The 25381-nt window shown below is 59.9% G+C and carries 26 protein-coding genes and 1 other RNA gene; 7 read left to right on the top strand and 20 right to left on the bottom strand.

Translation table 11 applies throughout. The features are described from left to right. Positions 1-5 precede the first annotated feature (5 nt). The 9 genes from mraY to rsmI all read right to left on the bottom strand — a co-directional run bounded on the left by mraY (position 6) and on the right by rsmI (position 9004). Entirely contained in the window at positions 6-1088 is a 1083-nt protein-coding gene (gene mraY, locus AC3ISG_RS04605) for a phospho-N-acetylmuramoyl-pentapeptide-transferase (protein ID WP_122622481.1), read from the bottom strand. Next, entirely contained in the window at positions 1088-2458 is a 1371-nt protein-coding gene (locus AC3ISG_RS04600) for a UDP-N-acetylmuramoyl-tripeptide--D-alanyl-D-alanine ligase (RefSeq protein WP_489298604.1), read from the bottom strand. The genes mraY and AC3ISG_RS04600 overlap by 1 nt, the downstream gene beginning before the upstream one ends. Beyond that, the gene (locus AC3ISG_RS04595; protein ID WP_489298603.1) at positions 2451-3914 is read right to left on the bottom strand and encodes a UDP-N-acetylmuramoyl-L-alanyl-D-glutamate--2,6-diaminopimelate ligase; all 1464 of its coding nucleotides are present in this window, start codon (positions 3912-3914) and stop codon (positions 2451-2453) included. The genes AC3ISG_RS04600 and AC3ISG_RS04595 overlap by 8 nt, the downstream gene beginning before the upstream one ends. After that, positions 3914-5659, bottom strand: coding sequence for a peptidoglycan D,D-transpeptidase FtsI family protein (locus tag AC3ISG_RS04590; protein ID WP_206084628.1), 1746 nt, complete (start codon positions 5657-5659; stop codon positions 3914-3916). Before AC3ISG_RS04590 ends, AC3ISG_RS04595 begins: the two co-directional genes overlap by 1 nt. After that, positions 5659-5952, bottom strand: coding sequence for a cell division protein FtsL (gene ftsL / locus AC3ISG_RS04585; RefSeq protein ID WP_037014701.1), 294 nt, complete (start codon positions 5950-5952; stop codon positions 5659-5661). The genes AC3ISG_RS04590 and ftsL overlap by 1 nt, the downstream gene beginning before the upstream one ends. Next, a complete protein-coding gene (rsmH, locus tag AC3ISG_RS04580; protein ID WP_489298602.1) occupies positions 5949-6896 on the bottom strand; it encodes a 16S rRNA (cytosine(1402)-N(4))-methyltransferase RsmH in 948 nt (315 codons plus the stop codon). Before rsmH ends, ftsL begins: the two co-directional genes overlap by 4 nt. Beyond that, the gene (gene mraZ / locus AC3ISG_RS04575) at positions 6893-7348 is read right to left on the bottom strand and encodes a division/cell wall cluster transcriptional repressor MraZ (RefSeq protein ID WP_037017349.1); all 456 of its coding nucleotides are present in this window, start codon (positions 7346-7348) and stop codon (positions 6893-6895) included. Before mraZ ends, rsmH begins: the two co-directional genes overlap by 4 nt. A 306-nt stretch (positions 7349-7654) precedes the next feature. After that, positions 7655-8012, bottom strand: an RNA gene (gene rnpB / locus AC3ISG_RS04570) — RNase P RNA component class A. A gap of 86 nt (positions 8013-8098) precedes the next feature. After that, positions 8099-9004, bottom strand: a complete 906-nt coding sequence (rsmI, locus tag AC3ISG_RS04565; protein WP_489299456.1) for a 16S rRNA (cytidine(1402)-2'-O)-methyltransferase — start codon at positions 9002-9004, stop codon at positions 8099-8101. A 222-nt stretch (positions 9005-9226) separates the two neighbouring features. Between rsmI and AC3ISG_RS04560 the strand changes: the two genes are divergently transcribed. The 5 genes from AC3ISG_RS04560 to AC3ISG_RS04540 all read left to right on the top strand — a co-directional run bounded on the left by AC3ISG_RS04560 (position 9227) and on the right by AC3ISG_RS04540 (position 13363). Next, positions 9227-11041 carry a penicillin-binding protein activator gene (locus AC3ISG_RS04560; RefSeq protein WP_205486815.1) on the top strand — a complete coding sequence of 605 codons (1815 nt, stop codon included), beginning with the start codon at positions 9227-9229 and terminating at the stop codon, positions 11039-11041. Then, the gene (locus AC3ISG_RS04555) at positions 11038-11412 is read left to right on the top strand and encodes a YraN family protein (RefSeq protein WP_122535928.1); all 375 of its coding nucleotides are present in this window, start codon (positions 11038-11040) and stop codon (positions 11410-11412) included. The genes AC3ISG_RS04560 and AC3ISG_RS04555 overlap by 4 nt, the downstream gene beginning before the upstream one ends. Before the next feature lie 254 nt (positions 11413-11666). Continuing rightward, positions 11667-12260 (top strand): phosphoheptose isomerase, encoded by a 594-nt coding sequence (locus AC3ISG_RS04550; RefSeq protein ID WP_065992135.1) that lies wholly within the window; start codon positions 11667-11669, stop codon positions 12258-12260. Continuing rightward, positions 12257-12835: a BON domain-containing protein gene (locus AC3ISG_RS04545; protein ID WP_065992133.1), complete on the top strand. Its 579-nt coding sequence runs from the start codon at positions 12257-12259 to the stop codon at positions 12833-12835. Before AC3ISG_RS04550 ends, AC3ISG_RS04545 begins: the two co-directional genes overlap by 4 nt. A 327-nt stretch (positions 12836-13162) precedes the next feature. Next, the gene (locus tag AC3ISG_RS04540) at positions 13163-13363 is read left to right on the top strand and encodes a hypothetical protein (protein WP_489298601.1); all 201 of its coding nucleotides are present in this window, start codon (positions 13163-13165) and stop codon (positions 13361-13363) included. Positions 13364-13606: 243 nt separating this feature from the next. Here the strand turns inward: AC3ISG_RS04540 and AC3ISG_RS04535 are convergent, their stop codons facing one another. The 7 genes from AC3ISG_RS04535 to rplM form a co-directional block, all read right to left on the bottom strand. Continuing rightward, positions 13607-14020: a ClpXP protease specificity-enhancing factor gene (locus AC3ISG_RS04535; protein WP_122535926.1), complete on the bottom strand. Its 414-nt coding sequence runs from the start codon at positions 14018-14020 to the stop codon at positions 13607-13609. Positions 14021-14038: 18 nt separating this feature from the next. Next, positions 14039-14656: a glutathione S-transferase N-terminal domain-containing protein gene (locus tag AC3ISG_RS04530; RefSeq protein ID WP_037014722.1), complete on the bottom strand. Its 618-nt coding sequence runs from the start codon at positions 14654-14656 to the stop codon at positions 14039-14041. A 226-nt stretch (positions 14657-14882) separates the two neighbouring features. After that, positions 14883-15650, bottom strand: a complete 768-nt coding sequence (locus tag AC3ISG_RS04525) for a cytochrome c1 (protein ID WP_489298600.1) — start codon at positions 15648-15650, stop codon at positions 14883-14885. After that, positions 15650-16861 (bottom strand): cytochrome b, encoded by a 1212-nt coding sequence (locus AC3ISG_RS04520; protein WP_489298599.1) that lies wholly within the window; start codon positions 16859-16861, stop codon positions 15650-15652. The genes AC3ISG_RS04525 and AC3ISG_RS04520 overlap by 1 nt, the downstream gene beginning before the upstream one ends. Then, complete coding sequence (gene petA, locus AC3ISG_RS04515) at positions 16861-17454, bottom strand: ubiquinol-cytochrome c reductase iron-sulfur subunit (protein WP_489299455.1); 594 nt, start codon at positions 17452-17454, stop codon at positions 16861-16863. Before petA ends, AC3ISG_RS04520 begins: the two co-directional genes overlap by 1 nt. Before the next feature lie 124 nt (positions 17455-17578). After that, positions 17579-17971: a 30S ribosomal protein S9 gene (gene rpsI, locus AC3ISG_RS04510; protein WP_065992123.1), complete on the bottom strand. Its 393-nt coding sequence runs from the start codon at positions 17969-17971 to the stop codon at positions 17579-17581. Positions 17972-17985: 14 nt separating this feature from the next. Beyond that, positions 17986-18414 (bottom strand): 50S ribosomal protein L13, encoded by a 429-nt coding sequence (gene rplM / locus AC3ISG_RS04505; protein ID WP_019693576.1) that lies wholly within the window; start codon positions 18412-18414, stop codon positions 17986-17988. A 240-nt stretch (positions 18415-18654) separates the two neighbouring features. On the opposite strand from rplM, the gene AC3ISG_RS04500 reads away from it, so the two are divergent. Next, positions 18655-19692, top strand: a complete 1038-nt coding sequence (locus AC3ISG_RS04500; protein ID WP_489298598.1) for an NADP(H)-dependent aldo-keto reductase — start codon at positions 18655-18657, stop codon at positions 19690-19692. Between the two features lie 77 nt (positions 19693-19769). Here the strand turns inward: AC3ISG_RS04500 and AC3ISG_RS04495 are convergent, their stop codons facing one another. After that, complete coding sequence (locus AC3ISG_RS04495) at positions 19770-20906, bottom strand: acyl-CoA dehydrogenase family protein (RefSeq protein WP_489298597.1); 1137 nt, start codon at positions 20904-20906, stop codon at positions 19770-19772. Between the two features lie 220 nt (positions 20907-21126). Between AC3ISG_RS04495 and AC3ISG_RS04490 the strand changes: the two genes are divergently transcribed. After that, the gene (locus tag AC3ISG_RS04490; protein WP_172612965.1) at positions 21127-22047 is read left to right on the top strand and encodes a GlxA family transcriptional regulator; all 921 of its coding nucleotides are present in this window, start codon (positions 21127-21129) and stop codon (positions 22045-22047) included. 77 nt (positions 22048-22124) lie between these two features. Here AC3ISG_RS04490 and zapE read toward each other — a convergent pair whose 3' ends face one another. The 3 genes from zapE to AC3ISG_RS04475 all read right to left on the bottom strand — a co-directional run bounded on the left by zapE (position 22125) and on the right by AC3ISG_RS04475 (position 25297). Continuing rightward, entirely contained in the window at positions 22125-23219 is a 1095-nt protein-coding gene (gene zapE / locus AC3ISG_RS04485) for a cell division protein ZapE (RefSeq protein WP_122535921.1), read from the bottom strand. A 61-nt stretch (positions 23220-23280) separates the two neighbouring features. Continuing rightward, positions 23281-24639, bottom strand: a complete 1359-nt coding sequence (locus AC3ISG_RS04480) for a tryptophan--tRNA ligase (protein WP_489298596.1) — start codon at positions 24637-24639, stop codon at positions 23281-23283. Positions 24640-24667: 28 nt separating this feature from the next. Next, positions 24668-25297, bottom strand: a complete 630-nt coding sequence (locus AC3ISG_RS04475; RefSeq protein ID WP_122535919.1) for an alpha/beta fold hydrolase — start codon at positions 25295-25297, stop codon at positions 24668-24670. Between the last annotated feature and the right edge of the window lie 84 nt (positions 25298-25381).

The following is a 25381-nucleotide window of genomic DNA, read 5'->3' as shown; positions in this document are numbered from 1 at the left end:
TCGTTCTACCTCAGTTTCAACGTGGCAAGGCCGACCAACACCAGAATCACGGTGATGATCCAGAAACGGACGATCACACGCGGCTCGGGCCAGCCCTTGAGTTCAAAGTGGTGATGGATGGGCGCCATGCGGAAAACGCGGCGGCCGGTCAACTTAAACGATGCGACCTGAATGACGACTGACAGGGTTTCCATTACGAAAACGCCGCCCATGATGAACAGGACGATTTCCTGACGGACGATGACCGCTATGGTGCCTAATGCCGCGCCCAGTGCCAGTGCACCGACGTCGCCCATGAAGACTTGAGCCGGGTAGGTGTTGAACCAGAGGAAGCCCAGACCCGCACCGATCAGCGCGCCGCAGAACACAATCAGTTCGCCCGCGCCCGGCACGTAAGGGATCAGCAGGTATTCCGCGAACTTCACGTTACCCGACAGGTAGCAGAAGATCCCCAGCGCGCCACCGACCATCACCGTGGGCATGATCGCCAGGCCGTCGAGGCCATCGGTCAGGTTCACGGCGTTGCTGGAGCCGACGATGACGAAGTAGGTCAGCACGACGAAGCCAATGCCCATCGGGATGCTGAAGTCTTTGAGCATCGGAACCAGCAGCGTGGTTTCCACTGGCGATTGCGCAGTCATATAAAGAAAGATCGCCGCGCCCAGGCCGAACACCGACTGCCAGAAGTATTTCCAGCGGCTCGGCAGGCCTCGCGAGTTCTTCTCGATCACTTTGCGGTAGTCGTCGACCCAGCCGATGGCGCCAAACAGCAACGTGACGATCAGCACGACCCACACGTAGCGGTTGCTCAGGTCGGCCCACAACAAAGTCGCGATGCCGATTGCAGACAGAATCAGCGCGCCACCCATAGTCGGCGTGCCGGACTTGGACAGGTGCGATTGAGGTCCATCGTTGCGCACGGATTGACCGATCTGCTTGCTCTGCAGGGCGCGGATCATCCACGGGCCCAGGCACAGGGAAAGTGACAATGCAGTGAGCACGCCAAGGATCCCGCGCAGGGTCAGGTACTGAAAGACCGCAAAGCCTTTGTAGAACTGTTGCAGATACTCGGCCAGCAGCAGCAGCATTAATGTTTCTCCAGGCGTGTTCCGCATAAGGCCGCTACGACGTTTTCCATCGCAGCGCTGCGTGAACCTTTAATCAAAATGGTGGTGTTTTTATCGTGCTCGGCGCCGAGCGCTTCGATCAGCTCGGCCTGAGTTTCAAAATGGCGGGCATCCTGCCCGAAAGCCTTGACCGCATGGGCCATCAACGGACCGACGGCATACAGCGCGTCGACTTTGCCGACTGCGTATTCGCCGACATCGCGATGGCCCTGCTCCGCCCAGGCGCCCAGCTCACCGATATCGCCCAGCACCAGAACCTTGCGGCCCGGGAAACCGGTGAGGATGTCGGTCGCGGCAGCCACGGAGGTGGGGTTGGCGTTGTAAGTGTCATCAATGACGCGCATGCCGCTCGGCGCGAGTTGCGCGACGGTGCGGCCTTTGACGGGCTGTACGTTGTCGAGCCCGGTGACGAGGCCTGCCAGCGATACATCCAGCGCGTGGGCAGCAGCGGCCGCGGCCAATGCATTGGCAACGTTGTGGGTGCCGAGCAGGTTCAACTGCACCGGCGCGGAGCCGTTCGGGGTGTTTAGCGTAAACGACGGGCAACCGCGCGCATCGATGCCCAGGTCGCTGGCGTAGAAGTCAGCACGGCTGTTGTTGAGCGCGAAGCTCAACACCTTGCGCGAGCCGGCGCGAGCCACCCAGATATCGAACGCCTTGTCGTCAAGGTTAAGCACCGCAGTACCGCGAGCGTCCAGACCTTCGATGATCTCGCCCTTGGCTTCAACGATCTTTTCCGGACCACCAAACTCGCCCACATGAGCGGTCCCGGCATTGGTCAGGACGGAGACGTGGGGTTTGGTGAGGCTGACCGTGAAAGCGATCTCGCCCACACGGGACGCGCCCAGTTCGATGACAGCTGCATCGAATTCCGGCGCCAGTTCCAGCAGCGTCAACGGCACGCCCAGTTCATTGTTCAGGTTGCCGCGCGTCGCCAGCACAGGACCGCGCGTGCGCAGGATGCTCGCAAGCATTTCCTTCACGGTGGTCTTGCCGCTGGAGCCGGTGATCGCAGCGACCGGCTTGTCTATAAAGGCATTGCGGTTCAGCGCGCCGAGTTGCGCGAGGGCTTTGCGGGTGTCGATGACGATCAACTGCGGCAGCGAACTGCCCGGGACCTCGCGCTCGACCAACGCGCCGACCGCCCCTTTGGCGGCTACTTGATCGAGGTAGTCGTGCCCGTCAAAACGCGGGCCGGTCAGCGCCACGAACAATTGGCCGGGCGTGATCGCACGGCTGTCGATGCTGACACCGGAAAAACTGCAGTCATGGCCCACACGACGCGCGTCGAGCGGCACGAGCAGTTCGCTGAACGAGAGCGGCTTAAGCATGTGCGGCCTCCCAGGCGTCGAGCGCTTTGGTGGCTTCTTCAAGATCGGAAAACGGCTGACGTTCTCCGTTGATTTCCTGGTAATCCTCGTGGCCCTTGCCGGCCAGCACGATCACATCGGCGGCGGACGCCTGTGCAACGATTTGCGCGATGGCCTGACCACGCCCGGTAACGAAGTCCACTGCGTTAGCCGAGACGAATCCGGTGCGGATGTCATCGAAAATACGGGACGGGTCTTCGCTGCGCGGGTTGTCGTCGGTGACCAGCACTTTGTCGGCCAGACGCTCGACCACTTCCGCCATCAGCGGGCGCTTGCCGCGATCGCGATCGCCGCCGCAGCCGAACAGGCAGGTCAGTTGACCTTTTGCATGGGGACGCAACGCCGCGAGCACTTTTTCAAGCGCGTCAGGGGTGTGGGCGTAATCGACCACCACCAGCGGACGTGAACCTCCGCCCAGACGCTGCATCCGGCCAGCAGGGCCTTCCAGCGTCGGCAGCACTTTCAAGATGTCGTCGAGCGGATAATCAAGGCCCATCAACGCGCCGACCGCAGCCAGCACATTGCTCAGGTTGAAACGGCCCAGCAGGCTGCTGCGCAACGCATGGCTGCCCTGTGGCGTCACCAGGGTCGCGCGAACGCCGTCGTCATCGAAATGCGCATCGCGGCAGAACAGGTAACCGCTGCTGTTTTCCAGGCTGTAGGTAATCAGCCGTGAAGAGTGCGGCGCCGCAGCGAGCTGGCGACCGAACGCGTCGTCGAGATTGACCACACGGCAGCGCAGGTCATTCCAGGCGAACAGCTTGGCCTTGGCGGCCGCGTACGCCTCCATGGTGCCGTGGTAATCGAGATGGTCACGGGACAGATTGGTCATCACCGCCACGTCGAAAGCCAGCGCGGTCACCCGCCCCTGATCCAGCCCGTGGGATGAGACTTCCATGGCAACCGCTTTGGCCCCGGCCCTTTTCAGGTCGTACAGGGTCGACTGCACAGAGATCGGATCCGGCGTGGTGTGAATGCCGCTTTTCAGCTCGCTGTAGAAGCCGGTGCCCAGCGTGCCGATGATGCCGCAGTGCTGCCCAAGCGTGTCCAACGCCTGCGCCACCAACTGAGTCACGCTGGTTTTGCCGTTTGTGCCGGTCACGCCGATCAGGTTCAGGTTGCGGCTCGGGTCGCCATAGAAGCGCCCGGCGATGTCGGAAAGCTGTGCTGCCAGGCCTTTGACCGGAATCATCGGAATGTCAGTGATCGGCAGCACCTTGGCGCCTTCGGCTTCATAAGCGATGGCTGCGGCGCCATGGGCGATGGCGTCAGTGATGTGCTCGCGGCCGTCGAACTTAAGGCCCGGAATCGCCAGAAACAGATCGCCCGGACGCACTTTGCGGCTGTCGAGGGTCAGTTCGCGAATCAGCAGATCACGATTGCATTGCGCAAACAGCTTGCTCAAATTCAAAGACATCAGCCACGCCCTCCCTTGACTGGAGCGACGGCGGGCACGGCATTGGCTTGTTGCTCAGGCGGAACCGGTGCGAGGTTGTCCGGGCGCACGTTCATCAAGCGCAGCGTGCCCGACATCACCTTGCTGAACACTGGAGCGGAAACCAGACCACCGAAGTAGCCGCCTTTGCTCGGCTCATCGATGACCACAACGACCGCGTAACGCGGGTTGCTCATCGGGCCGAAACCGGCGAACAGCGAACGGTAGGAATTTTCGGCGTAGCCCTTGGTGCCCACGGACGTTTTCCGCGCGGTACCGGACTTGCCCGCCACGTGATACGACGGAACGCGCGCACGGTAAACGCCGCGCGGGTCTTCGATCACTTGCTGCAACATGCCCTGCACGGTCTTGGCCGTCGCTTCCGGAATGGCCTGAACCGATTCGGCTGGATTATCGGTCTTGAGAATGGTCAGCGGCACGATCTTGCCGTTGTTGGCCAATGCCGCATAAGCGTGCACCAACTGCAACGCTGTGACCGACAGGCCGTAGCCGTACGACAGCGTTGCGGTTTCAGCCTTGCGCCACTCGCGGTAGTTCGGCAGGTTGCCGACGCGCTCACCCGGGAAGCCGAGGCCGGTGTATTGACCCAGGCCCACACGCTGCATGGCGCGGAAAATCGCTTCGCCACCCACATCGAACGCGACTTTACTCATGCCGACGTTACTGGAGTTGATCAGGATGCCGGTCAGGTCGAGGATCGGGCCTTCGGTTTTGGTGACGTCACGGATGGTGTATTTACCGATCTGCAACGTACCCGGGTATACCTCGACCTTGTCGCTCGGCTTCCAGCGGCCGCTTTCCAATGCAGCGGTCATGGAGATCGGCTTCATGGTCGAACCCGGCTCGAACACATCGATGATCGCGCGGTTGCGCATCGCGGCCGGCACCATGGTGCGACGGTTATTCGGGTTGTAAGTCGGCTGGTTGACCATCGCCAGCACTTCGCCGGTCTTCACGTCCATGATCACCAGGCTGCCGGCCTTGGCGTCGTTTTCCTGAATCGCGTTACGCAGCTCGCGGGTCGCCAGGTATTGCAGGCGCAGATCAATAGACAAAGCCAAGGTCTTGCCGGCCTTGGCGTTTTTCTTCACTTGCAGGTCTTTGATCATCCTGCCGCGCCGGTCCTTGATGACCTGCCGCTTGCCGGGGACGCCGGCGAGCCAGTCTTCATACGCCAGCTCTACGCCTTCACGACCGTGATCATCGAGGTCGGTAAAGCCGACCATGTGCGCAGTGACATCACCCGCCGGGTAGAAGCGGCGGAATTCTTCCTTGCCGTAAACGCCCGGGACTTTCAGATCGAGCACCGACTGACCCTGTTCCGGGGTCAGGCCACGGACCAGATAGATGAATTCTTTGCTTGCCTGCTCGTTGAGGCGATCCGTCAGTGCCTTGGGGTCCTGCCCCAGCGCCTGCGCGAGTTGACCCCACTTGGTCTTGTCGGCCTGCATTTCGGACGGGTTCGCCCAAATGGTAGTGACCGGCGTACTGACGGCAAGGGGCTCACCATTGCGGTCGGTGATCAGACCACGGTGGGCAGGAATCGAAACGGTACGCAGGCTGCGCGCATCGCCCTGTTCGATCAGGAAGCGATGGTCAATGACTTGCAGGTCGACAATGCGATAGCAGATCGCGATAACCATGACCGACAGCAGACCGACCACGACACGGAACCGCCACGGGTAGAGCGCCCCTTCAAGTTTCATCATGGCGACACCATCCGGATATCGGCGGCGTTCGGAATGCGCATTTTCAGCTGATCGGTGGCCAGGGCTTCGATACGGCTGTGGGCGGTCCAGGTGCTTTGTTCAAGAATCAGGCGGCCCCACTCGGCCTGCGCCTTGTCGCGCACGCTGAGTTCACCGTAAAGGGAGTTGAGCAACTGACGGTTCCAGTGCGCGCTGTACGCCACACCGATCGCCGACACCAGCACGGCGATAAACAGCATCAGCATAAAGAAGCTGCCGCCCGGCAGGGGCTTGAAGAAGCCGCGGCTCATCGGAGTTTCTCCGCGACGCGCATGACGGCGCTGCGCGAACGCGGATTGGCGCGGGTTTCATCATCGGACGCAAACTGCGCCTTGCCGATCAATTTGATACGCGGCTCGAACGCCTGATGACGGATCGGCAGGTTGCGCGGCAGGTTGTCGGCTTCGCCCTTCACCAGTTTGCGCATGAACAATTTAACGATGCGGTCTTCCAGCGAGTGAAAGCTGATGACCACCAGACGGCCACCCACTTCAAGGGCCTCCAGCGCAGCCTCAAGGCCTGCCTCCAGATCGCCCAGCTCGTTGTTGACGTGAATGCGCAAGCCCTGAAATGCACGAGTCGCCGGGTTCTTGCCCTTCTCCCACGCCGGGTTGGCCACTTTCAGCACTTCGGCGAGATCGCCGGTGCGCTCGAACGGCTGAGTCTCGCGGCGGGCCACGACAGCACCGGCCATGCGGCGGGAGAAACGCTCTTCGCCGTATTCCTTGAAAACGCGGGCGATCTCTTCGGCGGGCGCAGTGTTGACGAACTCGGCTGCGCTGATGCCGCGGGACGGGTCCATGCGCATGTCGAGGGGGCCATCGTTCATGAAGCTGAAGCCGCGCTCGGGGTCGTCCAGTTGTGGCGACGACACACCGAGATCCAGCAGAATGCCGCTGACCTTGCCCGCCAACCCGCGTTCTTGAGCTTCGGCGCCCAGTTCAGCAAAGCTGCGCTGCACAATGACAAAGCGGCCGTCTTCGGCCGCCAGCGTTTGCCCGGTGGCAATCGCTTGGGGATCTTTATCGAATCCGAGAAGCCGACCCTCCGGCCCCAGGTTCTGCAATATAAGGCGGCTATGTCCGCCACGACCGAACGTGCCATCCAGATAGCAGCCATCGGCGCGCACCGCGAGAGCCTCGACGGCTTCTTCGAGCAGTACGGTGATGTGGGTAAAGCCGCTATTCGTAGTCACAGGATCAAATCACGCAGTTCATCGGGCATCGCACCCGGTTTTTGAATGGCCGCAAGGTCCGCATCAGCAAGTGCGTTCCAGGCGTCCTCATCCCACAGTTGAAACTTGTTGAGCTGGCCTACCAGCATCACTCGCTTATCGAGCTTGGCGTACTCACGCAAACGTGGCGGCACCAGGAAACGCCCACTGCCGTCCAGCTCCAGATCCACTGCGTTACCGATCAACAGCCGCTGCAGACGACGGTTTTCTTCACGGAATGTGGCGAGCTCGCGCAACTTGGCCTCAATCAGCTCCCATTCCGGAAGCGGATAGATGCACAAGCACGGGTCGACGGTATCAATGGTGACGATCAGCTGCCCTGCGCTACGCGAATCCAACTCGTCACGGTACCGGCTCGGCATAGCGAGACGGCCCTTTGCGTCGAGATTGATTGCGTTTGCACCACGAAACACGGCGCGATCTCCAAATATTATCTTTTTGAGCTCAAAAAACCCACTTCACGCCACTTTCCGCCACTCGCGCACACTATAGGAATGCGCCCACCACACCGTCAAGGCGACTTCACGAGGAAAACCCTTACAGGACGGATATTTAGGAGCACTTACGAAGAAGATGTGGCGGATTTCGGATCGGTCCTACGGATATTTCCTAGGACGAACAAAAGGATGGCGTACGAAGTTAAAGTGATTTGTGAGGTTTAAGATTTTTTTGGTATTACCGGAGGGGATAAATCGTACAAACGAGGGGAAGAAAAGAAGGTGGAGAGTCGATCTGTAAGCCGGGTTCTGTCGAGGACAGTCATTCCTCTACGATGGCCATCACTGGACATCTTTAGCAACCTACCCGGTTCCAGCGCGGGCCACGCCTTGGAACCCTATTTGGTCTTGCTCCGAGTGGGGTTTACCTAGCCACGACCTGTTGCCAGACGTGCGGTGCGCTCTTACCGCACCTTTTCACCCTTACCGGCACCGAAGTGCTTAGGCGGTTATTTTCTGTGGCACTTTCCGTAGGCTCGCGCCCCCCAGGCGTTACCTGGCACTCCGCCCTATGGAGCCCGGACTTTCCTCCCCCCTTCATTGCAGAACAATGAAAGGCAGCGACTGTCCAATCGACTCTCCGCCGCCAAGGTTAATGGGAGGACGGCTCGAGAACAAGCTTTAATCGGCTCTCGCGCCATTTGCAGAGCCACCCGCGACATCCCGTCACACGCCCTTCTGTTTATCCAGCGCCACCTGATAAAGCAGGTTCTTGCGTACGCCTGTGATCTCCGCAGCCAGTGCGGCGGCACGCTTGAGGGGCATTTCTTCCAGCAGCAGATCCAGCACCCGCCTCGCTTCGGCGCCAATCGCATCCTCGCCCTCCGGCTCACTCCAGCCCGCTACGAGCACCACGCACTCACCGCGCTGCTGATTGCTGTCCCCTTCAACGAAGGCACGCAACTCGGACAGCGGCAGTCCCTTGAGGGTTTCGAACGTTTTGGTTAATTCGCGACCGAGCACCGCGGGACGGTCCGGGCCGAAGATTTCTTTCATGTCCTGAAGGCACTCAAGAATGCGATGGGGCGCTTCATAGAAGATCAGCGTGCGGGGTTCTTCCTTGACGAGTTCGAGCCGCGCCTTGCGACCCACGGATTTGGCCGGCAAGAAGCCTTCGAAGATGAAGCGGTCTGAAGGCAGGCCCGCCGCAGACAGCGCCGCGATCAAGGCGCAGGCGCCCGGGACCGGGATCACTTGAATACCTGCTGCCCGGGCCTGCCGCACCAGATGGTAGCCAGGATCGGAAATGAGCGGCGTGCCGGCATCGGAAATCAGCGCAACGTTATCGCCCGCCAGCAAGCGTGTGATAAAGCGGCTGCCCTCCTCGCGCTCGTTGTGCTCATGGCATGCCGCCAACGGCGTGGGGATACCGAAATGCTGCATCAGCCGTAACGAGTGCCGGGTATCCTCCGCCGCGATCAGCGAGACATCGCGCAGCACCTTCAAGGCACGGGCGCTCATGTCATCCAGGTTGCCAATCGGCGTGGCCACCACATAAAGCGCGCCTGTAGTGGAATTCGAAGCACCCGGAGCAGTCAAAGCGCACACCTCATGTTGTGTAAAAGCCTGCATTGTACAGGCTGCGGCCGACAAAACAGGACGTCGCACCCCGTAAGGCCAGAAAAGCAACTCGAACCGCGGCATCACGACAGCGACTCCGCGACCTTGCGACTCAGGTCCACTGACGTGCCCGGAGACGACCGATATCAACGCTTTAACACCTTCAACGTCGCGCCCCGGCCAGTGCTTGGGTACACTTCCACGCTAATTTGCTCGAGTATCAGGAACATACACATGATCGCTTGCCTGCGGCTGTTCTCTGCCCTCTGCCTTGCCGCCCTCCTGGCTGCCTGTGCCGGTTCGCCCTCCTCCAGCCTTGGCGAACTGCCTCGCTCCCCCGATGCCAGCATCGAACAATTGCTCGAACAGGCCGCAGCGGCCAAGTCGCCTGATCAGGCCGCACTGTTGAAACTGACGGCGGCCGATCTGGCAGCCCGCCAGAACAACCCGAGCCGCGCCGCGAGCATCCTCGAGCAGGTGCAAATGGACCAGCTCAAGACCGACAAACAAATCTACGCCAACACCCTGTCTGCCGAACTGGCATTGGGTCGCAGCCAGCCGAAAGCCGCGTTGACCGCTCTCAACCACCCGAGCATGCAGCATCTGGGCGAAATGCCGGTTGATCTGCAAACCCGTGCTCACACTGTGCGCGCCCGTGCTTTTGAAGCAGACGGCCAGACCCTCGCCGCTGCAAGCGAGCGCGTCTTCATGGGCCCGCTGCTGCAAGGCGATGCCCTGAACGCCAACAACGACGCCATCTGGACGCTGGTTGCCGCGTTGCCACCCGAGCAGCTGCAAAGCTCGGCCAACGATGACATGGGCGGCTGGCTGAGCCTGGCCCGCGCGGTCAAGGGTGCCGGCACACTGGAACAGCAACAGGCGGCCATCGACAACTGGAAGGCGCAGAACCCGCAGCACCCTGCGGCGCGTCAGCTGCCGACCGCCCTCGCGCAATTGCGTGACCTGAAGAGCCAGCCGTTGACCAAGATCGCGTTGCTGCTGCCGCAAGACGGTCCTCTCGCCGCGGTATCGCGCGCTCTGCGTGACGGCTTCATGGCCGCCAACTATCAAGCCCAGCAGGCCGGCGAGAAGCCACCGGCGATCGAAGTGTTCGACAGCTCCCGCGTGACGTCGATGGACGCCTTCTATGCGCAAGCCAAGGCGGCCGGCGTGCAGCTGGTGGTCGGTCCGCTTGAGAAACCACTGGTTAAACAGTTGAGCGCACGTCCGCAGTTGCCGATTACTACGCTGGCGCTGAATTACAGCGATTCAGTCACTCAAGGCCCTGCGGAGCTGTTCCAGTTCGGTCTGGCCGCTGAAGACGAAGCCCGCGAAGTAGCGCGCCGTGCCTGGGCCGATGGCAAGCGCAGTGCGGTGGCCATGGTGCCGAAGGGCGAATGGGGTGATCGCGTGCTGGAGGCCTTCCGTCAAAGCTGGCAGGCCAAGGGCGGCACCTTGCTGGGTGCTGAACGCATCGATCAGCCGGTCGCACTCGCTCAACAGGTTGCCGATCTGTTCCAGCTGCGCAACAGCGAAGGCCGCGCCCAGCGAGTGCAAAGCGCCACTGGCACGCAGATGGCCGCTCAGCCTTCCCGCCGCCAGGACGTGGACTTCATGTTCCTCGCTGCAACGCCTCAACAGGCTCAACAGATCAAGCCAACCATGGTCTTCCAGTACGCCGGTGATGTTCCGGTTTACGCCACTTCGCACCTGTTCACCAACAGCGGCGACCCGGCGATGTACAACGACCTGAACGGTGTGCGCTTCTGCGAAACCCCTTGGCTGTTGAACGCAAACGACCCGCTGCGCCAACAAGTGACCGCTCAGTGGCCACAAGCTGCCGGCAGCCTGGGCCGTCTCTACGCCATGGGCATCGACGCGTACCGTCTGGCGCCACGATTGACTCAGCTGAAAACCCTGCCTGACAGCCGCATCGACGGCTTGTCCGGCAGCCTGGCGATCGGTCAGGGTCAACGCATCGAGCGTCAGCTGCCATGGGCAGAGTTTGTGGATGGCAAGGTCCAGCGCCTGCCGGACACCGCGCCTTGACCTCAGGCACCACCCGTCAAACGGCAGGGCGCGAGGCCGAAGCCTACGCCCTGCGTCACCTGCAACAGCATGGATTGCAGCTGATTACCCGCAACTGGTCATGCAAACGCGGCGAGCTTGATCTGGTCATGCTCGACGGCGATACAGTAGTATTCGTCGAAGTTCGGTATCGTCGCCACGCCGGTTGGGGTGGCGCACTGGAAAGCGTCGATTTTCGCAAGCAGAAAAAGCTCACGCTGGCGGCTCAATCCTTTCTGCAAAGCGAGGTACGCTGGGCCGATTCACCGTGTCGCTTCGACGTCGTCGCGATCAATGGCGACCCTGGCACATCACCGGTGCTGAATTGGCTGACAAATGCGTTCGATTGCTGAAAACGCGATGATTCCGTGGGGTTTGCAGCGTAAGATCGGCCGCCTTCCCGGCTAAAGCCGGTCCCACTGGAGGCGCATCAAGCCCTGTAGGACCGGCTTTAGCCGGGAACCGTATTGCGCTTTATCCCTTACCACCCAACGAACCACACTGGCTCTTTTGCTCTTTGCTTTGCGGGCTGCACAGTTTTGTGCCGGGACGCCGATGACTTATCGGACGCCGCCCCGACCAGCCGCCCCTATTAAGGTTTTCATAGATGGACATGCAATCCCGAATTCGCCAGCTTTTTCAGGCCAGCATCGACACCAAGCAACAGGCGATGGATGTTGTTGCACCCCACATCGAGCAAGCCAGCCAAGTGATGGTCAACGCCCTGCTCAATGAGGGCAAGATGCTCGCCTGCGGTAACGGCGGTTCGGCTGGCGATGCGCAGCACTTTTCCTCGGAGCTGCTCAACCGTTTCGAACGCGAACGACCGAGCCTGCCGGCCATCGCGTTGACGACCGACACGTCCACCATCACCTCCATCGCCAACGACTACAGCTACAACGAAATCTTCTCCAAACAGATTCGTGCGCTGGGTCAGCCGGGCGATGTGCTGCTGGCGATTTCCACCAGCGGCAATTCGGCGAACATTATTCAGGCCATCCAGGCCGCACATGATCGTGAAATGATTGTCGTAGCCTTGACCGGTCGCGATGGCGGCGACGTTGCGTCGTTGCTGTTGCCGGAGGACGTCGAAATCCGCGTCCCGGCAAAAGTCACCGCACGTATCCAGGAAGTCCACCTGCTGGCGATCCACTGCCTTTGCGACTTGATCGACAGCCAACTGTTCGGGAGTGAAGAATGATATCCAAACGTCTTAGCCTGCTGGCCCTGACGCTCTGCCTGGGCATCAGCGGATGCAGCTCGGTGATCAACGCCAGCCGCGAAGCGCCAATCGATGACGACCGCGGTACACGCACCTTCGGCAGCAAGATCGACGACTCGCTGATCGAGACCAAGGTTTCGGTCAACATCGCCAAGGCCAACCCTGATCTGGACAACGCCTCGCACATCGTCGTGACCAGCTTCAACGGCATCGTGCTGTTGGCGGGCCAGACACCGCGCGCCGACCTCAAGCAACTGGCCGAGCAAACCGCCAGCCAGGTGCAGAAGGTCAAGAAGGTCAACAACGAGCTACAGGTCACCGGCCCGTCCTCGATGCTGGCGCGCAGCAATGACGCCTGGCTGACGAGCAAGATCAAAACCGAGATGCTCACCGACAGCGCCATCCCGGGCTCGCGCATCAAGGTCGTGACTGAAAACGGCATCGTCTACCTGCTGGGCCTGCTGACCCAGGCAGAAGCCACCCGCGCCACCAACCTGGTGCAAGGCGTCGGCGGCGTGCAGAAAATCGTGAAGCTGTTTGAGTACATCGACTGATTGTTTGACAAGAGCCAATTTGCTCGCGCTAAAACGCCAGCTAGGTTTTTAATGCCCAGATGCACCAGAACCATCTAAAGCCCTCTAAGTGAGGGCTTTTTTATGCACGGCTATGGCGTGACGAACCCTGAAGGTGATTGACGTGGATATCACCCCTCATTCATACAAGCCCCTCCCGGAAAGCAAGCCGAGCATGCCACACACCATGCAGTACAGACCCATGCTGTTACATCTGGGCAATACATATACTACGTTGACAGCACCTCATAGGCGCCGGCCACATTGCATGGCTCGCGCCGTATCCACTTAAAGGACTAAGAACTGATCATGAATGAACAGCAGAGGAAATTTTTCCGCGAAGCCTGGTTGAGTAGCACCGTGGTTTTTGCACTCATTTCCGCCATAGTTGTTTTCGATGACGGCGTTCTGGACGCGCCCAAGGGTATCGTCTATTGCCTTGTGGTGGTGATAGTCAGCCTCTGCCTGCGAGCTTTTAGCAAGCAGGAGGCGCTTAAACGGGATGTCTAAGTGCAAGCGGGAATTCCCGGTGCCATGCACGCGCACAGGGAATATGCCTTGGGCGGATCAGGCAGCCATCAATCCATCCACTGATGCGGCATTAATAGGCGGACACCATCACGTTTAACTCCGGATCTCTGAAGGTGTGTTCGCTGGCCGCTTACGAACCTGGTATGAATGGGCAACCGCTACTCGGCGCGCACAAAAAAGGCGATCCCTCGGGATCGCCTTTTTTGTTATTGCAGAAGCGACTTACTTGACCACTTTCAGACTCGGCCGGCCCGTAGGGCGTGGCGGCTCGTCGTTCGGTGGCGGCATGTCGTCTTCGACGTCCAGATCTTCGTCTTCGTCCACAGCAGGCTCCAGATCGAAGACCATGCCCTGGCCGTTCTCGCGGGCATAAATGCCCATGATGGCGGCAATGGGCACGTACAGGCTGTGGGGAACGCCACCGAAGCGGCCTTCGAAACTCACCGCATCGTTGTCCATGTGCAAATGGCGAACGGCGCTCGGTGAAATGTTCAGAACGATCTGCCCGTCATTGGCAAAGCCTTGCGGGACTTGCACCGCGGGAAACTCGGCATTGACGAGTACGTGCGGTGTGCAATCGTTATCCACGATCCACTCATACAAAGCGCGGATCAGATAAGGGCGACTGGAGTTCATCAAACGGCTCCTAAGGCCTTAGCGCATGTCGCGTTCGACACCAGACAGACTTGCCTGAAATGCCTCACGCGCAAATTGGCGCTCCATATAGTCAAGCAGCGGCTTGGCGGGCCGCGGCAATTCGATACCCAGAATCGGCAGGCGCCAGAGTATGGGCAATAGACAGCAGTCGACCAGACTTTGCTCGTCGCTCAGGAAAAAAGGCTTGTCCGCGAACAACGGCGACACGCCGGTCAAACTTTCACGCAGTTCCTTGCGCGCCTGAACACGTGCAGCTTCTTTGCTGCGCGGGTCCAGAATCAGATCCACCAGGCCGCACCAGTCGCGCTGAATCCTGTGGATCAGCAAGCGGCTGTTGGCACGCGCTACCGGATAGACCGGGAGCAGCGGCGGATGGGGGTAACGTTCGTCCAGGTATTCCATTACCACCGTCGACTCGTACAACGCCAGGTCACGATCAACCAGGGTCGGCACGCTGCCGTACGGATTCACCTCGATCAATTTGGGCGGATGACGGCCCTCGACAACTTCAATGATCTCGGCGCTGACACCTTTCTCGGCGAGCACAATGCGCACGCGATGGGAATAGTGGTCGGCGGGGTCGGAGTAACAGGCCAACCGATTGGTCACGCCCATGGCGGTCCTCCTCGCTTGTAGATATTCAAAAAGCAGAAATACGGATGCGCCGCGAGGGCGCTTTCGGCGACGTCCACGATGATCGGGTGTTCAACGCGGGCGACAAGATAGCTCATTTACTCAAGGTAGATTCTGCAATCTTCAGCCCGCCACTATACCTGCTCTCCCCTCATTACCTGAAACAGTGCAGCTGCAAGCGGCGCAGACCCGCGAATCAGACGGCTGCTCAATTGATGTCTTTCCAGAATTCGCGCTTGAGCAGGTAGGCCAGGATGAGCAGCACGGCGAGGTAAAGCAGCACGTAGGTGCCGATGCGCTGGTGCCGCAGCTTGTCCGGGTTGGCCGAATAGGCGAGGAAGGTGACGAGATTCTTTATCTTCTCGTTGAACTGCGCTTCGGTCAGCGTGCCGGTGTTGGGGACGGCGACCAGTTGATCGCAGGCTTTGTCGGTAAGGGGCATGTCTGCATGTTCTTCTTCCATCCCGCGCCGCTGAACCTCCCTGCAGCCGAGCCTCTGACGCCCCTGAAGCCCTTCCAGCACATTGGGCATGGCCACGTTGGGGACGACGGTGTTGTTCACGCCCCAGGGCCGCGTTGGGTCCTCGTAGAACGAACGCAGGTAGCCATAGAGCCAGTCCGTCCCGCGTACCCGCGCGACGAGGGTCAGATCGGGCGGTGCTGCGCCGAACCATGTTTTCGCGTCTGCCGGCTGCATGCCGATGGTCATGTGATCGCCGATCTTTGCCCCGGCAGGCGCCAGCTTTTCCAGCATCAGCGCGTGGGAGATACCGAGATCGTCCGCAACGCGCTCGTACCGTTGGAACTTGGCGCTGTGGCAACCCATGCAGTAATTGACGAACGTGCGCGCACCATCCTGCAGAGCGGCCTTGTCAGACACGTCGATGTCGACGCTCTCCAGGTCCGCAGCGTGCTCAGTGGCGAATGACAACGCCGGCAACAGGGCAATGAGCAAGACAGCGAGCAGCCGCTTCATCAGCTCGTCACCCTGTCCGGCACCGGCTTCGTCCGCTCCATGCGCGTGTAGAACGGCATCAGGATGAAGTACGCGAAGTACAGGAAGGTGCAGGCCTGCGACAGCAATGCCCGCCCGGGGCTCGGCGGCAATACGCCCAGCACCCCGAGGGTCACGAAGGACCCGCAAAACAACAGCAGCCATACCCGGCTCAGCCAGCCCTTGTAGCGCATCGATTTGACCGGGCTGCGGTCAAGCCACGGCAGCACGAACAGCACGGCGATGGCTGCGCCCATGGCCATCACGCCGAGGAGCTTGTCCGGGATGGCGCGCAAGATCGCGTAGAACGGCGTGAAGTACCAGACCGGCGCAATGTGCTCCGGGGTCTTTAAGGCGTTGGCCTGCTCGAAGTTGGATTTCTCGAGGAAGTAACCGCCCATCTCCGGAAAGAAAAAAACCACTGAGCAGAAGATAAACAGAAACACCACGACGCCAAGCAAATCCTTGACCGTGTAGTACGGGTGAAAGGGAATGCCATCCAGAGGATTGCCGTTCTCATCCTTGTACTTCTTGATGTCGACGCCATCAGGGTTGTTGGAGCCCACTTCATGCAGCGCCAGGATATGCAGCACCACGAGCCCGAGCACCACGATTGGCAGCGCCACGACATGCAGCGCGAAGAAGCGATTGAGGGTGATTCCTGAAATCAGGTAATCGCCGCGAATCCACTGCGCAAGGTCGTTGCCGATAAAGGGGATGGCGCCGAACAGGGAAATGATCACCTGGGCGCCCCAGTACGACATTTGCCCCCACGGCAGCAGGTAGCCTGTGAACGCCTCGGCCATCAGCGCCAGATAAATCAGCATGCCGAAGACCCAGACCAGCTCCCGCGGCTTCTGATACGAGCCGTACAGCAGCCCGCGGAACATATGCAGGTAGATGACGATGAAGAACGCCGACGCGCCTGTCGAATGCAACAGCCGCAGGATCGAGCCGTATTCAACGTCACGCATGATGGACTCGACCGAGGCAAAGGCCCCCTCGGCCGTAGGCGTGTAACTCATCGTCAGCCAGATGCCCGTGAGGACCTGGTTGACCAGCACCAGCAGCGCCAAAACACCGAAAATGTAAAAGAAATTGAGGTTCCTGGGCACGTAGTACTTGCTCAGGTGGTTTTCCCACATTGAGGTCGCAGGAAAGCGCGCATTGATCCAGCCCATGAGCCTGCTCATTACGCCTCCTCCTGATCCAGACCAATGACGATAACTGAGTCCGACTCGTAGGAATGCGGCGGCACTGGCAGATTCAGCGGTGCCGGCTGCGCCTTGTACACGCGTCCGGCAAGGTCATACCTGGAGCCATGACAAGGGCAAAAATATCCACCGACCCAGTCCTTGCCCAAGTCAGCGGGGGCGACTTCGGGGCGAAACGTGGGCGAGCAGCCGAGATGGGTACAGATGCCGACCAACACCAGGATTTCCGGCCGGATGGAACGGACCACCGGATCGACGTAGCCAGGCTGGGTAGAATCCTTTGATTCGGGATCGGAGAGCCGGCTCGTGAGCTGGCCCAGACCGGAAAGGATCTCGGGCGTACGACGGACAATCAACACCGGCTGACCGCGCCACTCGGCGATCATCTGCTGGCCGGGCTCGATCTTGCTGATGTTGACTTTGACAGGGGCTCCCGCAGCCTTGGCTTTGGCGCTCGGGAACCATGAGCCAACGAACGGCACGGCGGCGCCGACCGCTCCTGCTGCGCCTACTACAGACGTGGCAGCTACAAGGAAACGACGCCGACCCGTGTTTACGCCGCCATTGCCCATGGCACCCTCTCCCGTCAGCATCCGAGATCTCCTTGGCCAACGCCTGCGGAATCAATAAAAGACAGCCATAAAAAAACGCCCAGCTTCGTATAGAAACTGAGCGTTCTTTTTGAACGGAAGCGAATTAACGCTTCGAGTACTGCGGACGCTTACGCGCTTTACGCAGACCGACTTTCTTACGTTCAACTTCGCGAGCATCGCGAGTGACGAAGCCTGCTTTGCGCAGAGCGCCGCGCAGGGTTTCGTCGTATTGCATCAGAGCGCGGGTGATACCGTGGCGGATTGCGCCAGCTTGACCACTCACACCACCGCCGATGACAGTGACGTAGATGTCGAATTTCTCGACAGTCTGAGTCAGTTCCAGCGGCTGACGAACTACCATGCGGGCAGTTTCGCGACCGAAGAACGAGTCCAGGGAACGGTTGTTGATGGAGATGTTACCGGTACCCGGACGCAGGAAAACGCGAGCGGTTGCGGTCTTGCGACGGCCAGTGCCGTAATTTTGAGTCGCCGACATAATGAACTATTCCGTTAAAACTTCAGTTCTTGGGGCTGCTGAGCAGTATGAGGGTGTGCAGCGCCCGCATAGACTTTCAGCTTACGATACATGTCGCGACCCAGCGGGTTCTTAGGCAGCATGCCTTTGACCGCGGTCTCGATCACGCGCTCAGGAGCTTTGGCGATCAGCTTTTCAAAGTTGATCGACTTGATCCCGCCCGGGAAACCGGAGTGAGAGTAGTAGATCTTGTCGGTGGTCTTGGCACCGGTCACACGGATCTGCTCAGCATTGATCACGACGATGTAGTCGCCAGTGTCAACGTGCGGAGTGTATTCCGGCTTGTGCTTGCCACGCAGACGGCTCGCGATTTCAGTGGCCAGACGACCCAGGGTCTGACCAGCAGCGTCGACGACGAACCAGTCGCGCTTTACTGTTTCCGGTTTAGCGGTAAAAGTTTTCATTCTTTATAGCCTCAAAGGCCGCCCTGAAAAATAGACGGCGGAGCATACTCATTAGTACGGTCTTTGACAAGTCAAAGGCCGCCGGGCACGAACGCTATAGGGGGCTCGGGTCAGCGCGTTCGATCGCAGCGGTTTCTTTTGTCGCGGGGCATCACTCCAGCGACAAAGAGGAGCGGAATTATGCAGATTGCGAAAAAAATTTCAACCTGCTTTTATGGCTCTTTTAAACAGGAGAGCCAAATGGACTACCGCCAACTGGGCAGAACCGACCTCAATGTCAGCGCAATCTGCCTCGGCACGATGACCTGGGGTGAGCAGAACAGCCAGTCCGAGGCCTTCGCGCAGATCGAACGGGCCAAGGCTGCCGGCATCAATTTCATCGACACCGCCGAGATGTATCCGGTGCCACCTAAGAAAGAAACCTACGCCAGCACCGAAACCATCATCGGCAACTGGTTCAAACAGAGCGGCGACCGCGCTGACTGGATTCTCGCCAGCAAAATCGCCGGTCCCGGCAACGGCATCGACTACATCCGTGACGGTCAGCTGAAATTCAACCGCGATCACATCGTCGCGGCGCTGGATGCCAGCCTCAAACGCCTGCAGACCGATTACCTCGATCTGTATCAACTGCACTGGCCTGAGCGCAGCACCAATTTCTTCGGCAAGCTGGGTTACAACCACAGTGAGGAACAGTTCACCCCGCTGCTGGAAGTGCTCGAAGCGCTGGACGAGCAGGTCAAGGCCGGCAAGATCCGCCACGTGGGTCTGTCGAACGAAACGCCGTGGGGCACCATGAAGTTTCTCGCCGAGTCGGATGCCCATGGTTTGACGCGTCCGGTGTCGATTCAGAACCCCTACAACCTGCTCAACCGCAGCTTCGAAGTGGGTCTGGCGGAAGTGGCGATTCGCGAGCAATGCGGCCTGCTGGCCTATTCGCCCATGGCGTTCGGCATGTTGTCCGGCAAATACGCAGACGGCGCTCGCCCTGCCAAGGGCCGTTTGAGCCTGTACAGCCGCTTCACGCGCTATTTCAATCCGCAATCGGAAGCAGCCTGTGCGCGCTACGTTGCGCTGGCCCGCGAGCACGGTCTTGATCCGGCGCAAATGGCGTTGGCGTTCGTCACCAGCCGCAGCTTCGTTACCAGCAACATCATCGGTGCGACCACGCTGGAGCAGCTGGAAAGCAACGTGGCGAGCGCGGAACTGGTGCTGTCGGATGAAGTGCTGGCGGGCATTGAAGCGATTCACAAGGATCAACCGAATCCTGCGCCTTGATCGGTCATTGCGTGATCGCTGATTGACTGTGGAACCGCAGAGGGTCTTTACAAGGCCCCTCTGGGTTCAGCACAGGATTACAGAGACCGGGCAATGATCTCTTTCATGATTTCATTGGTCCCGGCATAGATCCGCTGCACCCGCGCATCGGCCCACGCCCGGGCGATCGGGTATTCCCACATGAAGCCGTAGCCGCCATGCAACTGGACGCATTCATCCAGCACCTTGCATTGCAGGTCGGTCGACCAGTATTTCGCCATGGCCGCCGTCGGCACATCCAGCTTTCCTTCCAGATGCAACTCCAGGCATCGATCAATGAACGTACGACCAATCTGAACTTCGGTAGCGATTTCAGCCAGTTTGAAACGGGTGTTCTGGAAGTCGATGATCGCCTTGCCAAACGCCTTCCGTTCCCGCGTGTACTCGAGTGTCCATTGCAAGGCGGCTTCGGCAGAAGCTATGGCGCCGATGGCCACCGTCAGGCGCTCCTGCGGGAGCTCCTGCATCAGATACGCAAACCCCATCCCGGCCTGACCGAGCAGATTCTCCCTGGGCACTCTGACGTCCTGGAAGAACAATTCCGACGTGTCCTGCGCCTTCATGCCGACCTTCTCCAGTCGCTTGCCTTTCGCGAAGCCCGGCGTGCCCGCCTCCACGACAAACAGACTGGTGCCCTTCGCGCCCGCCTTGGGATCGGTCTTGGCGACGACAATCGCCAGATCAGCAAGAAATCCGTTGGTGATGAAAGTCTTCGAGCCATTAATGACGTACTCGTCCCCGTCCAGCACCGCAGTGGTCTTGACCCCTTGCAGGTCAGAACCTGCGCCTGGCTCGGTCATCGCAATGGCGGTGACCAGCTCCCCGGAGACCAGTTTGGGCAGATATTTGAGCTTCAGCGCCTCGCTGCCGTAGTGCAGGATGTAGGGCGCGACGATGTCCGAATGAAGGGAAAAACCGATACCGGTCAGGCCGAGTCGGGAAATTTCTTCGATCACCACGGTGGTGTAGAGAAAATCCGCGCCCATGCCGCCGTACTCTTCCGGCAAGTGCGAACACAACATGCCCTGCTCCCCCGCCCGATTCCACAGCGTGCGGTCGATGTGGCCCTGCTTCTCCCACTGGGCATGAAACGGCGCCGCGTGCTGCTCGAAGAACTTGCGCACGCTGTTTCGGAAAAGCTCGTGCTCTGAGCTGAAGAGTGTTCTGGGAAGCATGGCTGCACCTGACGCGAAGGATTGTCGGACAAAACGTCAACAGAGCGTAGGCGCAGCCGGATGACGGCGACACTGGACACATCCGACAAAAAATAAGACGATCACGCCGTTGCTTGACCACTTTCCCATATAAGAACAAAAGACTATGTCTATCCAATCCATCACGCCGTTGCGGCGTGTCAGCATTCTTGCGATCGATGGAATTTTTGCCTCCACGCTCATGCAAGCCAAAGACTTCTTTCACCTCGCCAGCCTGCGCTATGGCAAGCAGTTGGGACAGGGCTTCAAGCCGGCCTTCGAAACCCGACTGGTCAGCCCGGACGGCAAGGAAGTGCGCAGCTTCAGCGACGTCGTCATCCCTGTAGACGGCGTGCTAGAACACAGCGACATCATCATCCTTCCCGCTTTCGTCGAAGATTTCGACACCCTGCGTGAGCGCTATCCGCAAATCCTGCCGTGGCTGCGTGAGCAACATGCGCGCGGCGCCGTGCTCTGCGGCGAGGCCAGCGGCGTGTTCTGGCTTGGGGATGCGGGGCTGCTCGACGGCAAGGAAGCGACCACCTACTGGCGGTTTTTCAACGAGTTTGCTGAGCGTTTTCCGAACGTGCTGCTCAATCAGGAAAAGCACCTGACCGACGCCGATAACCTGTATTGCGCAGGCGGCACGATTTCAGCGTGTGATCTTTATATCTACCTGATCGAGCGCTTCTGCGGCGCCCATGTCGCGCAGACCGTCGCCCGCGACATTCTCTACGAAGTGCAACGCAGCTACGCCCCGGGACGGATTGGTTTCGGCGGGCAGAAGCTGCACCAGGACGTGATCATCCTGCAGATTCAGCACTGGCTCGAAGAACACTTCGCCGACAAATTCCGTTTCGAGGATGTGGCTCGCGAGCATGGCATGAGCATCCGCAACTTCATGCGCCGCTTCCAGACCGCAACGGGCGACAAGCCGCTGCATTACCTGCAACGCCTGCGCATCGAAACCGCGAAGGGCTTGCTGTCGGGCTCTCGCAAGAGCATCAAGACCATCAGCTATGAAGTCGGCTACGACGATGCCAGCTTCTTCGCGCGGCTGTTCCGTCAACACACCGACCTGTCTCCGAACCAGTATCGGCAGCAGTTTCAGCAGGCGGCCTGACAGCAGCTTCAAGCTTCAAGCTGCAAGTGAGCGAGATCTCCTCTTGCAGCTTTCCGCTTGAAGCTTGCAGCTCCCGCCTAGGGTTTATGCGCCCGCGACAGGAATTCGTGGGACTGCATTTCCAGCAATCGGCTGAGCGTGCGCTGGAATTCGAAGTTCAAGCGGCCGCCGGTGTACAGGTCTTTCAATTCGACTTCCGCCGAGATGATCAACTTGACGTTGCGATCGTAGAACTCGTCGACCATGTTGATGAATCGACGCGCGATGTCGTCGGTGGTCACGCTCATCTGCTCGACGCCGCTGAGCAGCACCGCATGGAAGATCTTGCCCAGTTCGATGTAGTCGTTCTGGCTACGCGGCCCGTCGCACAGCTCGCGGAAGTCGAACCACGCCACGTCGTCGCAGGTACGGATCGCCTTGATCTGCCGATTCTCGATGATCAGCACATCGTTCTCGATGGCCTTGGTGCATTCAGGGGTCAGCGCACGGAAGCTCTTGCGCAGACTCTCCTCCGCCGCCTCGTTCAGCGGGAAGTGGAACAGCTCGGCTTGCTCCAGATGGCGCAGGCGATAATCGACACCGCTGTCGACGTTGACGATCTCGGTGTTCTGCTTGATCAGCGCGATCGCCGGCAGGAAACGCGCACGCTGCAAACCGTCCTTGTAGAGACCGTCGGGAACGATGTTCGAGGTCGCGACCAGGGTCACGCCATTCTTGAACAACTCTTCCATAAGCGTCCCGAGGATCATCGCATCGGTGATGTCCGACACGAAAAATTCGTCGAAACAGATCACCCGCGCTTCTTCGGAAAACTGCTTGGCGATCAGGGTCAGCGGGTTCTTTTCGCCCTTGAGGTTTTTCATCTCCTCATGCACACGCTTCATGAAGCGGTGGAAATGCGTGCGCGTCTTGTCTTCAAACGGCAGCGCTTCGAAGAAGGTGTCGACCAGGTAGGTCTTGCCCCGGCCGACACCGCCCCAGAAATACAGCCCCTTCACAATCGGGACTTCTTTCTTGCCGAACAGCTTGCCCAGCAATCCCGGCTTGCGGTCATGGGCGGCGACCAGATCGTCGTACAGACGCTGCAGATGGCGCACTGCATTCTCTTGCGCGGCGTCGTGGAAAAAGTCCGGACGCTTGAGGTCAGCTTGGTATCGTTCTAGAGGGGTCATAGTCGCTTGCAAGGGAGCAAAAACGGGCCGTCACTGTAGCGATGGCCCATTGGAATGGCAATTAATCCTGTTGTGGCGCGAGCGCCAGTTTCAGGCTCTCGATCGCGGCGTCACGGGCGGCGGCATCGGCGAACGTCGGGCTGTCGGCGACACACGCATCATTCAGCCACAGGGTGAAGGCATCGCCTTCGGGCCGGATGTCCAGCTCACCGCCCTGCTGTAACGCTTTGGTCACCGCACCGGCGGCTTTGCCGTCTGCGAAATTGCGCGACAGCAGCAGTTGCTCGCCATCGGCCGCCAGCAGCCGGAAGCGGAAACTGCCGTCGTCTTCACGGAAGCTAACGAAGCGTGGGCCTTTGCCGGCTTTCTTCTTGGTCGCTGTGGCGGTTTGCGCGGCGGTGCGGAATGTGCGGAATGAACGCAGGCCGACCGCCTCGCGCAGCTCGCCGAGAAACGGCGTGGCCACACGACGGGCCTTCTCGGCGCCTGCCTGCAGGATGTCTTCCAGATCAGCGGGGCGCTCGATCAGGCGATGGTAATGCTCGCGCGCTTCGCCCAATTCGGCGTCCAGCAACTGAAACAGGCGCTGTTTGGCATCGCCCCAACCCAATCCCTGCAACAGGTCGGCGCGGAACTCGTCGCCTTGCTCTTTGCTGGCGAATGCCTGGTACAGCGTGAACAGGTGCGACGTCTCCGGATCCTTGGCTTCCCCCGGCAGGCGCGAGTCAGTGACGATGCGGGAAATTGCTTCCTTCATGTCTTTGGCACTGGTGAACAGCGGCACGGTGTTGTCGTAGCTCTTCGACATCTTGCGGCCGTCCAGGCCAGGCAGGGTCGCGACGCTCTCTTCGATCAGTGCTTCGGGCATCACGAAGAACTCTTTGCCGTTGCCGAACAGGTGATTGAAGCGCTGACCGATGTCGCGCGCCATTTCGACGTGCTGGATCTGATCGCGACCGACCGGCACTTGATGGGCGTTGAACATCAGGATGTCGGCGGCCATCAGCACCGGGTAGCTGAACAGGCCCATGGTGATGCCGGCGTCCGGGTCTTCACCGGCTTCTACGTTCTTGTCCACCGAGGCCTTGTAGGCGTGGGCGCGGTTGAGCAGGCCCTTGCCGGCCACGCAGGTCAACAGCCAGGTCAGCTCGGGGATTTCCGGAATGTCGGACTGGCGATAGAACGTGACGCGCTCGACGTCCAGCCCTGCCGCGAGCCAGGTCGCGGCGATTTCCAGACGCGAGCGCTGAATGCGCAGCGGGTCATCGCATTTGATCAGCGCGTGGTAGTCAGCCAGGAAGTAGAAAGAGTCGGCATCGCTTTGGCGGCTGGCAACGATGGCCGGGCGGATGGCACCGGCGTAGTTGCCAAGATGCGGTGTGCCGGTGGTGGTGATACCGGTGAGGATACGAGTGGTCATGGCGAGTCGCTTATTTTGGGTGCTGCGATCAATTCGAAAGGCGCGGCAGAATCAGATCCTTGAGATCGGTCAGCTTGCCGTGAAAAAAGTGCCCGCATTCTGCCACTTTCAGCAGCTCATGGGGGCGCTGAAGCGTGTCAGACCACGCGTACACACGTTGTGGGTCAACGACTTCGTCGGTTTCCGGCTGAATGAGCGTCAGCGCGCCCTTCTGCGGCAATGCGTCCACGTTGGCGATGCGCATCACGGCAGGCGCAACCATGAACAGATGCTTCAGGGTTTCGCCTTCAGCCTCAAGACGCCCGCCCAGGGTAGCCGCCACGAAACCACCGAAGGAAAAACCGAACAAGGTCATGGGCAGATCGGGATGTTTATCCCGCAGCCACGTCGCGGCAGCCTGTGCGTCGTCGACTTCGCCCTCCCCCATGTCCGAGCTGCCGGCGCTGGCGCCAACGCCACGATAGTTGAAGCGCAGGGTGATCAGGCCGGCATCGCGCGCAGTGCGCTGCAGTGTCGAAATCACTTTATTGAGCATGGTGCCGCCCTGAACCGGGTTAGGATGGCATATCAGCGCGATGCCTTTGGCCTCGTCCAGATCGAGGTACAACGCTTCGAGTGGGCCCACCGGGCCGTCGATGAATACAGGGGTCTCACGCATGAGCAAGAATGAACTCCGTGACCTTCAATTGGGTCGACTCGTCTAGCTGATTGTCTGTGGCTGGCAGGCTGGCGACGCGTCGCC

The organism is Pseudomonas sp. GL_135, assembly GCF_057834665.1.
Note: the sequence above shows the minus strand (reverse complement) of the source record. Positions and strands in the feature narration are given on the sequence as shown.

Coding starts and splice junctions, on each gene's coding strand:
- mraY (WP_122622481.1), bottom strand. CDS start 1,088: ATGCTGCTGCTGCTGGCCGAGTATCTGCAACAGTTCTACAAAGGCTTT.
- AC3ISG_RS04600 (WP_489298604.1), bottom strand. CDS start 2,458: ATGCTTAAGCCGCTCTCGTTCAGCGAACTGCTCGTGCCGCTCGACGCG.
- AC3ISG_RS04595 (WP_489298603.1), bottom strand. CDS start 3,914: ATGTCTTTGAATTTGAGCAAGCTGTTTGCGCAATGCAATCGTGATCTG.
- AC3ISG_RS04590 (WP_206084628.1), bottom strand. CDS start 5,659: ATGAAACTTGAAGGGGCGCTCTACCCGTGGCGGTTCCGTGTCGTGGTC.
- ftsL (WP_037014701.1), bottom strand. CDS start 5,952: ATGAGCCGCGGCTTCTTCAAGCCCCTGCCGGGCGGCAGCTTCTTTATG.
- rsmI (WP_489299456.1), bottom strand. CDS start 9,004: ATGCAGGCTTTTACACAACATGAGGTGTGCGCTTTGACTGCTCCGGGT.
- AC3ISG_RS04560 (WP_205486815.1), top strand. CDS start 9,227: ATGATCGCTTGCCTGCGGCTGTTCTCTGCCCTCTGCCTTGCCGCCCTC.
- AC3ISG_RS04550 (WP_065992135.1), top strand. CDS start 11,667: ATGGACATGCAATCCCGAATTCGCCAGCTTTTTCAGGCCAGCATCGAC.
- AC3ISG_RS04545 (WP_065992133.1), top strand. CDS start 12,257: ATGATATCCAAACGTCTTAGCCTGCTGGCCCTGACGCTCTGCCTGGGC.
- AC3ISG_RS04540 (WP_489298601.1), top strand. CDS start 13,163: ATGAATGAACAGCAGAGGAAATTTTTCCGCGAAGCCTGGTTGAGTAGC.
- AC3ISG_RS04535 (WP_122535926.1), bottom strand. CDS start 14,020: ATGAACTCCAGTCGCCCTTATCTGATCCGCGCTTTGTATGAGTGGATC.
- AC3ISG_RS04530 (WP_037014722.1), bottom strand. CDS start 14,656: ATGGGCGTGACCAATCGGTTGGCCTGTTACTCCGACCCCGCCGACCAC.
- AC3ISG_RS04525 (WP_489298600.1), bottom strand. CDS start 15,650: ATGAAGCGGCTGCTCGCTGTCTTGCTCATTGCCCTGTTGCCGGCGTTG.
- AC3ISG_RS04520 (WP_489298599.1), bottom strand. CDS start 16,861: ATGAGCAGGCTCATGGGCTGGATCAATGCGCGCTTTCCTGCGACCTCA.
- petA (WP_489299455.1), bottom strand. CDS start 17,454: ATGGGCAATGGCGGCGTAAACACGGGTCGGCGTCGTTTCCTTGTAGCT.
- rpsI (WP_065992123.1), bottom strand. CDS start 17,971: ATGTCGGCGACTCAAAATTACGGCACTGGCCGTCGCAAGACCGCAACC.
- rplM (WP_019693576.1), bottom strand. CDS start 18,414: ATGAAAACTTTTACCGCTAAACCGGAAACAGTAAAGCGCGACTGGTTC.
- AC3ISG_RS04500 (WP_489298598.1), top strand. CDS start 18,655: ATGGACTACCGCCAACTGGGCAGAACCGACCTCAATGTCAGCGCAATC.
- AC3ISG_RS04495 (WP_489298597.1), bottom strand. CDS start 20,906: ATGCTTCCCAGAACACTCTTCAGCTCAGAGCACGAGCTTTTCCGAAAC.
- AC3ISG_RS04490 (WP_172612965.1), top strand. CDS start 21,127: ATGCAAGCCAAAGACTTCTTTCACCTCGCCAGCCTGCGCTATGGCAAG.
- zapE (WP_122535921.1), bottom strand. CDS start 23,219: ATGACCCCTCTAGAACGATACCAAGCTGACCTCAAGCGTCCGGACTTT.
- AC3ISG_RS04480 (WP_489298596.1), bottom strand. CDS start 24,639: ATGACCACTCGTATCCTCACCGGTATCACCACCACCGGCACACCGCAT.
- AC3ISG_RS04475 (WP_122535919.1), bottom strand. CDS start 25,297: ATGCGTGAGACCCCTGTATTCATCGACGGCCCGGTGGGCCCACTCGAA.